The 12,784-nt window shown below is 72.5% G+C and carries 12 protein-coding genes; 4 read left to right on the top strand and 8 right to left on the bottom strand.

Annotation, left to right across the window (positions count from 1 at the left end):
• Positions 1–168 precede the first annotated feature (168 nt).
• Positions 169–1,029, top strand: a complete 861-nt coding sequence (locus tag ACFZBB_RS12965) for an enoyl-CoA hydratase-related protein (protein ID WP_391120737.1) — start codon at positions 169–171, stop codon at positions 1,027–1,029.
• Between the two features lie 185 nt (positions 1,030–1,214).
• The gene (locus ACFZBB_RS12960) at positions 1,215–1,910 is read left to right on the top strand and encodes a flavin reductase (protein WP_391121115.1); all 696 of its coding nucleotides are present in this window, start codon (positions 1,215–1,217) and stop codon (positions 1,908–1,910) included.
• Here ACFZBB_RS12960 and ACFZBB_RS12955 read toward each other — a convergent pair.
• Complete coding sequence (locus ACFZBB_RS12955; protein WP_391121113.1) at positions 1,900–3,240, bottom strand: MFS transporter; 1,341 nt, start codon at positions 3,238–3,240, stop codon at positions 1,900–1,902. The two genes, ACFZBB_RS12960 and ACFZBB_RS12955, sit on opposite strands and share 11 nt — an antisense overlap.
• Positions 3,241–3,421: 181 nt before the next feature.
• Between ACFZBB_RS12955 and ACFZBB_RS12950 the strand changes: the two genes are divergently transcribed.
• On the top strand, positions 3,422–4,417 hold the full coding sequence (locus ACFZBB_RS12950; RefSeq protein ID WP_391120734.1) for a helix-turn-helix domain-containing protein: 996 nt from the start codon (positions 3,422–3,424) through the stop codon (positions 4,415–4,417).
• Between the two features lie 60 nt (positions 4,418–4,477).
• On the opposite strand, the gene ACFZBB_RS12945 is transcribed toward ACFZBB_RS12950, so the two are convergent.
• The 4 genes from ACFZBB_RS12945 to ACFZBB_RS12930 all read right to left on the bottom strand — a co-directional run bounded on the left by ACFZBB_RS12945 (position 4,478) and on the right by ACFZBB_RS12930 (position 8,592).
• Positions 4,478–5,527 carry an alcohol dehydrogenase catalytic domain-containing protein gene (locus ACFZBB_RS12945; protein ID WP_391121110.1) on the bottom strand — a complete coding sequence of 350 codons (1,050 nt, stop codon included), beginning with the start codon at positions 5,525–5,527 and terminating at the stop codon, positions 4,478–4,480.
• Between the two features lie 127 nt (positions 5,528–5,654).
• On the bottom strand, positions 5,655–6,476 hold the full coding sequence (locus ACFZBB_RS12940; protein WP_391121107.1) for an SDR family oxidoreductase: 822 nt from the start codon (positions 6,474–6,476) through the stop codon (positions 5,655–5,657).
• A gap of 29 nt (positions 6,477–6,505) precedes the next feature.
• Positions 6,506–7,672 (bottom strand): acyl-CoA dehydrogenase family protein, encoded by a 1,167-nt coding sequence (locus ACFZBB_RS12935; RefSeq protein WP_391120731.1) that lies wholly within the window; start codon positions 7,670–7,672, stop codon positions 6,506–6,508.
• An 8-nt stretch (positions 7,673–7,680) separates the two neighbouring features.
• Positions 7,681–8,592, bottom strand: coding sequence for an SDR family oxidoreductase (locus ACFZBB_RS12930; RefSeq protein ID WP_391120728.1), 912 nt, complete (start codon positions 8,590–8,592; stop codon positions 7,681–7,683).
• A 135-nt stretch (positions 8,593–8,727) separates the two neighbouring features.
• Here ACFZBB_RS12930 and ACFZBB_RS12925 point away from each other — a divergent pair, with 135 nt between their 5' ends.
• Positions 8,728–9,654 (top strand): cyclase family protein, encoded by a 927-nt coding sequence (locus ACFZBB_RS12925; RefSeq protein WP_391120725.1) that lies wholly within the window; start codon positions 8,728–8,730, stop codon positions 9,652–9,654.
• 124 nt (positions 9,655–9,778) lie between these two features.
• Here the strand turns inward: ACFZBB_RS12925 and ACFZBB_RS12920 are convergent, their stop codons facing one another.
• From ACFZBB_RS12920 to ACFZBB_RS12910, 3 genes are all read right to left on the bottom strand, one after another.
• Entirely contained in the window at positions 9,779–10,192 is a 414-nt protein-coding gene (locus ACFZBB_RS12920; protein ID WP_391120722.1) for an ATP-binding protein, read from the bottom strand.
• A gap of 375 nt (positions 10,193–10,567) precedes the next feature.
• Positions 10,568–11,575, bottom strand: coding sequence for an acyl-CoA dehydrogenase family protein (locus tag ACFZBB_RS12915; protein ID WP_391120719.1), 1,008 nt, complete (start codon positions 11,573–11,575; stop codon positions 10,568–10,570).
• Positions 11,560–12,780 (bottom strand): acyl-CoA dehydrogenase family protein, encoded by a 1,221-nt coding sequence (locus ACFZBB_RS12910; protein ID WP_391120716.1) that lies wholly within the window; start codon positions 12,778–12,780, stop codon positions 11,560–11,562. Before ACFZBB_RS12910 ends, ACFZBB_RS12915 begins: the two co-directional genes overlap by 16 nt.
• Positions 12,781–12,784 lie beyond the last annotated feature (4 nt).

The following is a 12,784-nucleotide window of genomic DNA, read 5'->3' as shown; positions in this document are numbered from 1 at the left end:
TTCGCCGACGATTCGCCCCTCACGGGGCCGTGCCGGAACGGTCCGCGCCGGAAGGGCGCACGCCGACACGACCCGCTCCCGGACGCCGCACGCCCCCATGCCCAGCACTCGAACACCCCGTGCCCGCATGCCCCGTGCCCGCTCTTCCCGCTCCGACCGAGGATTCCCATGGCCGACTCCCCCTCCACCGACTCCGACAACACCGCCGCCGACTCCGCTGAGTCACCGGACGATTCCGCTGAGTCAGTTGTACGTCACGCCACTGACAACGGGGTCTCGTGGATCACGCTCGACCGCCCGCACGCCATGAACGCCCTGACCTGGGACCAGCGCGAACGCCTGATCGGCCTGCTCGAAGCGGCCTCGGCGGAACCGGACGTGCGGGCCGTCGTACTGACCGCGACCGGCCGGGCGTTCTGCGCGGGCGCGGATCTGAGCGGAGGCGCGAGCGCACCGGCCGAGCGGGTGCCGGGCGATGTGGCGCGGACGATCAGGCGCGGCGCGCAGCGGCTGATCGCGGCCGTGCTCGACTGCGAGAAGCCGGTCGTCGCGGCGGTCAACGGCACCGCCGCCGGGATCGGTGCCCACCTCGCCCTCGCCTGCGACCTCGTCCTCGCCTCGGAACGGGCCACGTTCATCGAGGTGTTCGTCCGGCGCGGCCTGGCCCCCGACGGCGGGGGCGCGTATCTGCTGCCGCGGCTGATCGGCCCGCAGCGCGCGAAGGAACTGCTCTTCTTCGGCGACGCGCTGCCCGCCGCCGAGGCGGAACGCCTCGGGCTGGTCAACCGCGTCGTGCCGGCCGCCGAGTTGGACAAGACCGCGCGCGCCTGGGCGGACCGCCTGGCCGCCGGGCCCACGCGCGCGACGGCGCTGGCCAAACAGCTCGTCAACGCCTCCCTCGACACCGACCGCGCCACCGCGTTCGCCGCCGAGGCGGCGGCGCAGGAGATCGTCATGACCACCGCCGACGCACTGGAGGGCGTCCGCAGCTTCACCGAGCGGCGGCAGCCGCGCTTCCGGGGCCGCTGAGCCGATTCCCGCCGTCCGCCACCTGCCACCCGCCACCTGCCACCCGCCACCCGCCGACAAGCACGCCCCCGCCGAGAAACCCGGTTCCCGCCGATCGACGTCACCCAACCTCACCCCGACCTCACCTCACTCTTCCTATCTGACGGTTCGTCAGATTCAATGGAGGGGTGATGGGACATGCGGGAATGGCGGAGACCGCCGTGCGGTACCTGAGGTCGGTCGGGGCGGCGACGGCCGCAGCGCCGAGTGCCGGAAGATCGGCGGCGGTGCCTTCTGCGCTGCCGGGCGCCGCACCACTGGCCGGGGCGCGTGCCGCGCTGCGGGCGGTGGGCCCGGACGAGCGGGCGCCGGTGGACCAGGGTGAATTCCGCGGTGTGCTCGGCCGTTTCGCGACCGGCGTGACGCTGGTGACGACGGCCTGCCCCGACGGGCCGGCCGGCTTCGCCTGCCAGTCGTTCGTGTCGCTGTCGCTGGATCCGCCACTGGTGGCGTTCATGGTCGGGCGTACGTCAACGACCTGGCCGCGCATCGCCCGTGCGGGCGTTTTCTGCGCCAACGTACTGACGGCGGGGCAGGCCCATCTGTGCAGGCAGTTCGCGGTGAGCGGCGCGGACAAGTTCGCGGACGTGGACTGGACGCCCGCGCCCGTTTCGGGGTCGCCCCGGATCGGCGGCGCGTCCGCGTGGATCGACTGCGCCATCCACGCGGTGCACACCGGGGGCGACCACCTCGTGGTGGTGGGCCGCGTGGTCGCACTGGGTGCGACGGGCGGCGACGACAGCCCGGACGTCCCGGCCGGGCCCGAGAACCTTTCCGGACCTTTGCTGTTCTACCGGGGCGGATTCGGAACTTTCGCTCCTTTCGGCCCGTTCACCCCGTAACCGCCAACGCCGGTACCGCGGCGACCGGTCGGCTGCGGATGACGAGGGACATCAGCGCGGCCACCGCGCACAGGGCACCGGAGGAGTACCAGACGACGTCGTACGAACCGAACGCGTCACGCGCGACACCTCCCAGATAGGCGACGAGGGCGGCGCCGATCTGGTGGGAGGCGAGGACCCAGCCGAAGACGATCGCGCTGTTCTCGCCGTAGTGCTCGCGGCACAGGGCGATGGTCGGCGGGACCGTGGCGACCCAGTCGAGGCCGTAGAAGACGATGAACAGCACCATCGGCGGATGGACGCTGTCCGCGAGCAGGATGGGGAGGAACATCAGGGAGAGGCCGCGCAGGCCGTAGTAGATCGCGAGCAGGCGGCGCGGTGATACGCGGTCGGTGAACCAGCCGGAGGCCACCGTGCCCGCGATGTCGAAGACGCCGATCACGGCCAGCAGGGAGGCGGCGGCGGTGACGGGCATGCCGTGGTCGTGGGCGGCGGGCACGAAGTGGGTCTTGACCAGGCCGTTGGTGGACGCGCCGCAGATGGCGAAGGTGCCCGCGAGCAGCCAGAACGGTCCGGTACGCGCCGCGTCGCGCAAGGCCCGCAGCGCCCGGCCCGCGGCGCCCGCGACCGGTGCGGGCTTGGGGGTGAACTCGGCGGCGCCGTAAGCCGCGAGACCCACGTCGGCGGGGTGGTCGCGCAGCAGGAACCAGACGAAGGGGACGACGGCGAGCGCGGCGCAGGCCACCACAGCGGCGGCCGGGCGCCAGCCGTGGTGTTCGGTGATCCAGGACAGCACGGGCAGGAAGACCAGTTGTCCGGCCGCGCCGCCCGCGGTGAGGATGCCGGTGACCAGGCCGCGGCGGGCGACGAACCACCGGTTGGTGACGGTGGCGGCGAAGGCCAGCGCCATCGAGCCGCTGCCGAGGCCGACGAGCACGCCCCAGCACAGCACGAGTTGCCACACCTGCGTCATATAGACGGTCAGTCCCGCGCCGAGCGCGATGGTGACCAGCGCGCACGCCACCACACGCCGGATGCCGAAGCGGTCCATCAGCGCGGCGGCGAAGGGCGCGGTGAGGCCGTACAGCGCGAGGTTGACCGAGACCGCGAAGCCGATCATGCCGCGCGACCAGCCGAATTCGGTGTGCAGCGGGTCGATCAGCAGTCCGGGGAGCGAGGCGAAGGCGGCGGCGCCGACGAGGGTCACGAAGGTGACGACGGCGACGGCCCAGGCACGGTGCGGTCGTACGCGGGCGCCGGGGCGGGGACCGAGGTCAGGAGCGACGCCGGATACGGCACCAGGCACGACACCGACACCGACACCGGGCATGGCGCCGGGTACGACACCGGGCGCGGCGGCCTCGCCAGGCGTGGCGGCCGACCCAGGTGCGGCGGTCACGGTGTCAGGGACCTGACCGGCGGAGTGCGATGTCTGCGTCACTCGAACAGTCTCCGGAGGTCGGTACCACCGGACGAGTGGCCCGATGGCCATGATGTGAAAGGATCGGGCCATGGCCGTTTTCCCGCACCCCGACCGGCACAAGGTCGCCGTCTTCGCGCTCGACGGCGTGATCCCGTTCGAACTGGGCATCCCGCTGCGGATCTTCGGCGCCGCACAGGGCGTCGAGGACGGCAGGAAGCTGTACGAGGTCGTGACGTGCAGCGTCGCTCCCGGCAGCGTCCGCACCGACGCCGATTTCAGCGTCGTCGTCAAGCACGGGCTCGAAGCGCTGGCCGAGGCGGACACGGTGGTCGTGCCCGCCTCGCACGAGTTGGGGACCGTCTACACCGAGGGGGTGCTGACGCCCGAGCTGGCCGCCGCCTTCCGCCGGATGCGGACCGGCACCCGTACGGTCTCGATCTGCACCGGCTCCTTCCTGCTCGCCGCCGCGGGCCTGCTCGACGGCCGCCCCGCGACCACCCACTGGAGCAGCGCGGACCACTTCCAGCGGCTCTTCCCACAGGTCAAGGTGGACCCCGACGTCCTCTACGTGGACGACGGCGATGTCCTGACCTCGGCCGGGGTCGCCGCGGGCATCGACTTGTGCCTGCACATCGTGCGCCGCGACTTCGGTACGGCGGTGGCGAACGGGGTCGCGCGCCGCACCGTCGTCCCGCCGCACCGGGAGGGCGGCCAGGCGCAGTACATCCGCAGGCCGCTGGCGGAGCCGCAGTTGGCCAGTACGGAGCGGGCGCGCTCCTGGGCGCTGGACCGGCTGCACGCGCCGCTCACGCTGCGGCAGCTCGCCGAGCGCGAGTCGATGAGCGTACGCACCTTCACCCGGCGGTTCCGCGAGGAGGTGGGGATGAGCCCGGGACAGTGGCTGACGCAGCAGCGCGTCGAACACGCCCGCCACCTGCTGGAGTCCACCGATCTCGGGGTCGACCAGATCGCCGGGCAGGCGGGTTTCGGCACGTCGGCGTCGATGCGTCAGCACCTCCAGGCCGCGCTCGGCGTGTCACCGACGGCGTACCGCCGCACGTTCCACAGCGCGGCCGGACGGTAGGCCGTGAGGGTCCGGAAGACGCGGAGGGCCCGTAGGACTCGGACGGCCGGGAGAGAGGGCTCAGAAGGTGAGCACGCCGCGCGCCACCCGCCCGTGCGCGGCGTCGTCCACCGCCTTGGCGAAGTCCTCCACCGGGTAGGTCTCGGTGACAAGTTCGTCCAGCAGCAGCCGCCCCTGCCGGTAGAGGTCGGCGTAGAGGGCGATGTCGCGCTGCGGCCGCGAGGAACCGTATCGGCAGCCGAGGATCGCCTTGTCCAGGAACATCGAGGAGACGCGGAACGACGCCTCGGCGTCGGCGGGCGGCACTCCGAGCAGCAGCGCCTGGCCGTGCCGGTCGAGCAGGTCGATCGCCTGCCGGATCAGGGCGGTTCGGCCCACGCACTCGAAGACGTGGTCGGCGCCGTGCGGCAGCAGGTCGCGTACGGAAGCGGCGTCGGCGACGAAGTCCGTGGCGCCGAACTGCCGGGCCAGCGCTTCCTTGGCCGGGTTGTTGTCGACGGCGACGATGCGGGAGGCGCCCGCGATCCGCGCGCCCTGGAGGACGTTCAGGCCGATGCCGCCGGTGCCGATGACGACGACGCTCTCGCCGAGGCCGACGCGCGCCCGGTTCAGGACGGCGCCGACGCCGGTCAGCACACCGCAGCCGATCAGGGCGGCCGAGGTGAGCGGGATCTCCGGTGCGATTTTCACCGCCTGGACGGCCTTGACGACGGTCAGCTCCGCGAAGGCGGAATTCGAGGCGAAGTTGAAGAGCGGCTTCCCCTGCCGGGTGAAGGGCTTTCCCGGGCGGCCGATGGCCTGACGGCACATGGTGGGGCGGCCGCGGTCGCACTCGGGGCACGTGCCGCAGTTGGCGAGCGTCGAGAGCGACACATGGTCGCCGACCACCACGTGGGTCACCCCCGCGCCGACCGCCTCGACCGCTCCCGCGCCCTCGTGGCCGAGCACGACCGGCACCGGGAACGGGATCGTCCCGTCGATCACCGACAGGTCGCTGTGGCACAGCCCGGCCGCCGCGATCCGTACCCGCACCTCACCGGGCCCGGGCGCGCGGACCTCCAGGTCGTCCACGACCTGTGCCTGCTTGCCGTCGAAGACGACGCCCCGCACGCGTCCCCGAACGTCACCATGAGTGCCGTCCAGCGCGACGCCCCCCTTGGTGCCGTCCGCATGCGCGTCACCATTAGTGCTGCCTACCGTGCCGCCGTGCCCGCTCATGTGCGCCCCCTCAAGGGTGTCAAGGGTGTTGGGACGAGACGGAGACCACCTCGCCCGTGAGATAGGAGCTGTAGCCGCTGGCCAGGAAGACGATCGCGTTGGCGACCTCCCAGGGCCGCGCGGCCCGGCCGAACGCCTCGCGCGCGGTCAGTTCCGCCAGCAATTCGTCACTGGTGACCTTCGCGAGGTTGGCGTGCATCGCCAGCGACGGCGCGACCGCGTTGACCCGTACGCCGAACTCGGCCGCCTCCACGGCCGCGCACCTGGTCAACGCCATCACGCCCGCCTTGGCCGCCGCGTAGTGCGCCTGCCCGGCCTGGGCGCGCCAGCCCAGCACGGACGCGTTGTTGACGATCACCCCTGCGCCGCGTTCCCGCATGTGGCGCAGGGCGGCGCGGGTGCAGCGGAAGGTGCCGTTCAAGGTGACGTCGAGGACGGTCGACCACTGCGCGTCCGTCATGTCGACGAGCGCGGCGGTGCCGCCGAGGCCCGCGTTGTTGACCAGGACGTCCAGGCCGCCGAACCGCTCGGTGACGGCCGCGAAGAGCCGCCGCACATCGTCCTCGACCGTCACGTCGCACGGCACGGCCAGCGGCGCCTGGCCGGTCAGCTTGTCCAACTCCGCGGCCGCCTCGGCCAGCCGCCGCTCGTGCCGGTCGCTGATCGCCACGACCGCGCCCTCCTCGGCGCAGCGCCGCGCGGTCGCGAAGCCGATGCCGCTGCCCGCGGCGGCCGTGACCAGGACCGTACGGCCGCGCAGGAGGCCGTGCGCGGGCTCGTAGGGCGGCTCGCGCCCGGGGCCGTGCGGCGGGTGCGGGGCGTACTGGGGAGACGCGCTCACCCTGATGGCCTCTTCCTCCTCGGACGCGCTCACCCTTTCGGCTCCCTCGGCAGCCCCAGCGCCCGCTCCGCGATGATCGTGCGCTGCACCTCGTCCGAGCCGCCGTAGATGGTGTCGGCGCGGGAGAAGAGAAACAGGTGCTGGGCGGCGTCGAGTTCGTACGGCGCGGCCGGCGTCCAGTCGCGCGGGCCGGTGGCGGCGGACGGGCCGCGTACGGTCATCGCCAGCTCGCCGAGCCGCTGGTGCCAGGCCGACCAGAGGAGTTTGGCTGCGCTGGGCGCGGCGAGGTCGGCGGTGCCGAGGGTGCGCAGCGCGTTCCAGCGCATCGTCCGCAACTCCGCCCACAGCCGTATCAGCCGCTGCCTGATCATCGGATCGGTGTCGGCCCCTGTGCGCCGCGCCGCCTCCGTGACCTCCGCCAGCTCCCGCCCGAAGCCGATCTGCTGGACCAGTGTGGACACGCCGCGCTCGTGGCCGAGGAGCGCCATGGCGACCTGCCAGCCGCCGCCTTCCGCGCCGACGACCCCGACGGCGCGGGCGCCGTCGAAGAACACCTCGTTGAAGTCGGCCGCGCCGGACATCTGCCGGATCGGGCGCACGTCGATCCCCGGCTGGTCCATCGGCAGCAGCAGGAAGCTCAGGCCGTGATGGCGGCGCGAGCCGGGCTCGGTGCGCGCGAGCAGAAAGCACCAGTCGGCGTCACGCGCCAGTGACGTCCAGATCTTCTGCCCCGACACCCGGTACGAGCCGTCCGCCGGATCGCGTACCGCCGTCGTCCGCACGCCCGCCAGGTCGGAGCCCGCGCCCGGCTCGCTGTACCCCTGGCACCACAGCTCCTCGCCACGCGCGATCGGCGGCAGGAAGCGCTCGCACTGCTCGGGCGTGCCGTGCGCCTCCAGGGTGGGCGCCAATAGCTTCTCGCCGATGTGTCCTGTACGTACGGGGGCGCCCGCGCGGGCGTACTCCTCGCCCCACGCGACCTGTTGGGCGAGCGTCGCGCGCCGGTTGCCGCCGTACGTTCCGGACCAGCCGAGGCCGATCCAGCCCGCCGCGCCGAGGGCGCGTTCCCAGGCCCGGCGGTCGGGCGCGGCGCGCATGTCGGTGGCGGCCGGGGCGTCGGCGGGGGCGTTGGCGGCGAGCCACTGGCGGGCCTCCGCGCGGAAGGCGTCGACCTCGGGTCCGAAGGTGAAGTCCATGGCGCTCCCTAGGCGTTGGGGCGGTCCTTGGCTGCGGCGGCCCTGCGCATGGCATCGAGCTGTTCCAGCATGGGCATGGGGTCCGTGCCGATGGTGGCCGGGATGACGTCGGCCAGCCGTTCCGGCGTCCAGGGCCCGTCCTGCGACCAGGCGGAACGTATCTCCCTGGGCTGCGCCCACAGCGCGATCTTGGGGCCCGCGACCGTGTAGACCTGCCCGGTGGTGTCGGCGGCGCGGTCGGAGAGCAGGTAGACGACGAGCGCGGCGACGTCCTCCGGCTCACCGATCTCCTTCAGCTCCATGGGCACGCCCGCGGACATCCGGGTACGGGCCACGGGGGCCACGCAGTTGGCGGTGACGCCGTATTTGTTCAGGCCGAGTGCGGCGCTGCGGACGAGCGAGATGATGCCGCCCTTGGCGGCGGAGTAGTTGGCCTGCGAGACGCTGCCCTGGTGGTTGCCGCTGGTGAAGCCGATCAGCGTGCCGTGACCCTGGCGGCGCATGACCGCGCTGGCGGCCCTGAATACGGTGAAGGTGCCTTTGAGGTGGGTGGCGATGACGGGGTCCCACTCGTCCTCCGCCATGTTGAAGAGCATGCGTTCGCGCAGGATGCCGGCGACGCAGACGACGCCGTCGAGCCGTCCCCAGCGGTCGGTCGCGGCCGACACGATCCTGTCTCCTGCCGCCATCGTGGACACGTCGTCGGCCACGGCGACCGCCTCGCCGCCCGCCGCCTCGATCTCCTTCACCACCGACTCGGCGACCTCGCCTGCCGGTTGGCCCGCGCCGTCCATGGCGACGCCGTAGTCGTTGACGACGACTTTCGATCCCTGCGCGGCGCAGGCGATGGCGACCGCGCGTCCGATGCCGCGCCCGGCGCCGGTGACGGCCACGACTTTTCCGGCCAGGAAGTTGCCCACGTCCCGCCCCTTCTCATCGTTTCTGACGGACCGTTAGATTTGACGGGTCGTTAGATATTACGAGTGCGGACCCCGTCCAGCACAAGACCCGTACACGACCGCGTACGTGACCCCTCACATGATCTGGAGATTCCGGTGGCCCTCCCCGACGCGTTCCTCGACATCGCCCGCCGGGTCAACAACTGGGGCCGCTGGGGTGCCGACGACGAGATCGGCACCCTCAACCTGATCACCGACGAGGTGGTGCGCGCCGCCGCCGCGACCGTACGCAGTGGCCGCCGCGTACCGCTCGCGCTGCCGCTGCGGCAGGACGGCGTGCAGACCGGGCTAATCCCCGGCCGGGTCAATCCGCTGCGCACGATGGTCGCGCTCAACCAGCAGATCTTCGGGCCCGGCACCATCGCGACCAGCGACGACGTGGTGACCCTCGGCCTTCAGGCCGGGACGCACTGGGACGGCCTCCCCCACGTCTCGCACTCGGGCCTGATCTACAACGGGCGCCCGGCCGACTCGGTGACCGCGCACGCGGGCGCCGCCTTCAGCGGCATCGAGAAGGTCACCTCGGTGGTGTCGCGCGGCGTGCTGCTGGACGTGGCGCGCGCGCTCGGCGTCGACCGACTGCCCGGCGACCACCCGGTGACCCCGGAAGACCTTTCCGCGGCGGAGGAGTTGGCGGGCACGGCGGTACGGGCCGGGGATGTGGTGCTGGTGCGGACCGGCCAGGTGCGGGCGTATCTCGGCGGCGACAAGGAGGCGTACGCGTATCCGTCACCCGGCCTGTCGATCCGCACACCGGAGTGGTTCCACGCGCGGGATGTGGCGGCGGTCGCCAACGACACGCTGACCTTCGAGATCTTCCCGCCGGAGGTCGAGAATCTGTGGCTGGCGGTGCACGGGCTCGACCTGGTCGAGATGGGCATGCTCCAGGGCCAGAACTGGAATCTGGAAGGCCTGTCGGCGGCCTGCGCCGAGGAGGGGCGTTACGCGTTCTGGCTCGATGCCACGCCGGAGCCCTTCGTGGGCGGCGCGGGCGCGCCGGTGGCTCCGGTGGCGGTGCTGTGAGCGGTGCGGTGACCCTGACCCCTGGGATGGCACGGGGTGGTGGGGGTGCTGGCGCTGGCGCTGCGAGTCGGGCGCGCGGTGCGGTGCCTGTACGGCGGGGGTGTGCGGTCCGAAGCCCCGCGTCCTAGGTGAGGACCGTGGCCTGACGGCGGTCGACCTCGCACCAGATCTGCTTGCCCGCGCCTTCCGGCTGCCAGCCCCAGCGGTCGGCGAGGCCGTCGACCAGCTCCAGGCCGCGACCGCCGGTCTCGTCGCGGTGCGCGTGCCGGGGGGCGGGAGGGGCCTCGCTGCTGTCGGACACCTCGACCCGCACCGGGGAGGCGGGCGCTGCGGGGAACAGCATCCGCAGGACGGCGGGGCAGCCGGTGTGCACCACCGCGTTCGTCACCAGCTCGGAGATGAGCAGGATCAGCGTCTCCGCGACCGGCTCGTCGGCTCCTATACCCGAACCGACGAGCCGGGACCGCGCCCAGCGACGCGCCCGTCCCACCTCCGCGGGATCCACACCGACCTCAAGCTGCACCTGAAGCACCTGCACCGCTCACACCATCCGAACCGGCGGACACAACGCCTCGCTTCTGCCCGAGATCACCGTGCGTGATCCCGGCACAACACAGCATGATTGACCTACAGTCACGCCAACAAGCGCTTCGGGCATATTCCAGCGCAACGGAGTACGCGTGCTGCATACTGTGCGGCGCTTCCGACGGGGGTCCGAACGCCCAGCCGTGACGCCCATCCGACTCAGCCGGACGGCGCCTCTGGGCAGCCTGGAACCTACACGCACCCGATGGAGCGTACCTGAGGTGCTCCCCGACTCCACTGCGTGGCAAGTCACGCATCGGACACAACACCGTGCGGATACTCCGCATTCGGAGGGTCAGCGAACGGCCACGGTGTGTGCTCAGCGTCATCAGAGCAGCCAATCGGCGAGCATGTCCTCGTCAGCCGCCAACTCCTGGCCGCACACGGAGGGTATCCACGAGCGCTTGATGTGCAGCTGCACATCCGCCTCCCAGGTGAAGCCCATGCCGCCGAAGACCTGCAGGCAGTCGCGTGCGTTACGGGCCGCCGCCTCGTCGGCGAGCAGGCGCGTGGCGGCGGTCTCGTACGGGTCGGCGGTGACGGCCGCCGCGTAGAGCGCGGTACGGGCCAGTTCGGCGCGGACCAGCATCTCGGCGCAGAGGTGCTTGACCGCCTGGAAGGAGCCGATCGGCCGTCCGAACTGCTCGCGCTCCCGGGCGTGTTGCACTGCCATACGCACCATCCGCCCCGCGCTCCCCACCCGTTGTGCGGCCTCCAGCACGGCAGCCTCGCGCCGTAACGCGACGGCCCGCACGGGCACGGTCCCGCTCACCGTTATTTCCGATATGTCTGCCATGGTGACCAGATGCAGCGGGGTCAGCGGGTCCACCGACCGCAGCGGCTCGGCGTGCCGCCGTACGGCGGACGCCTCGGCGACCGTGACCGTGACCTCGGCCTCGGCCTCGGCCGCTTCGGTGCCGGTGAGGACGAGGACGGCGTCTGCCGCGTCGAGGTGGGCGACGGAGTGCGGGCCCGCTCCCCTCGCGTCGAGCAGGGTGACCACGGCCTCGCCGGTCGCGGCCCCCGGTACCACTCCTGCCGCGAGGTGGGTGGCGGTCAGCGGGCCGGGCACCAACGCGCCGCCCGCCTCCTCGAAGAGCAGCGCGGCCTCCGGCAGCCCGAGCCCGACGCCGCCGTCCGCCTCGGGCAGGCGCAGCCCGAAGAAGCCGGTCTCGCCGAGGGCTCGCCAGATGTCCCGTGGCGGGGTGGCGGTACCGCCTTCCGCCTCGACCGCGTCCACGGCGGCGCGCAGGGCGGTCCGGTCGAAGCGGGCGGCCAGCAGGTCCCGCAAGGCGCCGATCAGAGCGCGCTGGTCGTCGGTCAGCCGGAAGTCCATGGCGGTGTGCTCCTCTCCGGCGACCCTCTCGGCTCCTTGGGCAGGCCGAGGACGCGTTCGGCGACGATGTTGCGCTGGATCTGCGAGGTGCCCGCGGCGATCGTGTAGGACAGCGAGCTGAGGCGTTCGGCCGTCCACGGGTGGTCGGCGTCGGGGGCGCGGGGGCCGAGGACAGTGGCGGCGGTGTCGTAGAGGAGCTGCCTCGCCTGCGAGTAGCGGAGCTTGAAGACGGAGGCGCCGGTGCCGGGGACGGCGTTGCCGCCTGTGCGCAGGGCGTGCTGGGAGGCGCTGACGTTCCACTGGGTGAGGCGCCACAGGACGGAGAATTCGGCGGCGAGCCGGCCGAGCGTGCGGCGGACGGCGGGGTCGTCCCATGTGCCGTTGGCGCGGGCCGCGCGGGCGACCTCACCGAGGGTGCGGCGACAGGCGACGACTTCGCCGACGAACGCGGTGCCGCGCTCGAAGGACAGCGTCACCATGGTGACCCGCCAGCCGTCGTCCTGCGCCCCCAGCCGGTTGCCGACCGGCACCCGGACCTCGTCCAGGAACATCTCCGCGAATTCCGTCGATCCGGCGAGTGTCCGCAGCGGCCGTACCCGTACTCCCGGCGCGTCCATCGGCATCGCCAGCCAGCTGATGCCGTGGTGCTTGGGCGTGCCGTCGGCGCGCGGGGTGGTGCGCACCAACAGCTCGCACCAATCGGCCACTTCGGCGTGCGAGGTCCAGATCTTGGAGCCGGTGACGACGTACGCGTCGCCGTCGCGGACCGCGCGGGTACGCAGGGACGCGAGGTCGGAACCGGCGTCCGGCTCGCTGAACCCCTGGCACCACACCTCCTCGCCCCGCAGGATCGGCGGCAGCCAACGGCGGCGCTGCCGCTCGGTGCCCTCGGCCGCGATGGTGGGCCCCGCGTGCAGCAGCCCGACGAAATTCGCGCCGACGTACGGCGCTCCGGCCCGCTCGGTCTCCTCCAGGTAGATCAGGTGCTGGGTGGGGGTGGCGCCTCGGCCCCCGGCGTCCGCGGGCCAGTGCAGCCCCGCGTATCCGGCGTCGTAGAGCAGCCGCTGCCAGCCCGTGTCGTACGCCCGCCGTCCCGGCCAGTCGCGGGGGTCGGGGGGTGGCGGCAGGGTGGGCAGCACCTTGCCGAGCCAGGCGCGCAGTCGGGCGCGGAACTCCTCTTCCTCGTCGGTGTATGCGAGGTCCACGGTC

The sequence above is a fragment of the Streptomyces sp. NPDC008139 genome (genome assembly GCF_042957025.1).
In the GTDB taxonomy this organism is placed as follows: domain Bacteria; phylum Actinomycetota; class Actinomycetes; order Streptomycetales; family Streptomycetaceae; genus Actinacidiphila.
The sequence above is the reverse complement of the archived record's forward strand: the minus strand, read 5'-3'. Positions and strand labels throughout refer to the sequence as shown.

Excerpts from the sequence above, each read along its gene's own strand:
- ACFZBB_RS12935 (WP_391120731.1), bottom strand. The coding sequence starts at position 7,672 with ATGGACTTCACCTTCGGACCCGAGGTCGACGCCTTCCGCGCGGAGGCC.
- ACFZBB_RS12965 (WP_391120737.1), top strand. The coding sequence starts at position 169 with ATGGCCGACTCCCCCTCCACCGACTCCGACAACACCGCCGCCGACTCC.
- ACFZBB_RS12915 (WP_391120719.1), bottom strand. The coding sequence starts at position 11,575 with ATGGACTTCCGGCTGACCGACGACCAGCGCGCTCTGATCGGCGCCTTG.
- ACFZBB_RS12960 (WP_391121115.1), top strand. The coding sequence starts at position 1,215 with ATGGCGGAGACCGCCGTGCGGTACCTGAGGTCGGTCGGGGCGGCGACG.
- ACFZBB_RS12955 (WP_391121113.1), bottom strand. The coding sequence starts at position 3,240 with ATGCCCGGTGTCGGTGTCGGTGTCGTGCCTGGTGCCGTATCCGGCGTC.
- ACFZBB_RS12950 (WP_391120734.1), top strand. The coding sequence starts at position 3,422 with ATGGCCGTTTTCCCGCACCCCGACCGGCACAAGGTCGCCGTCTTCGCG.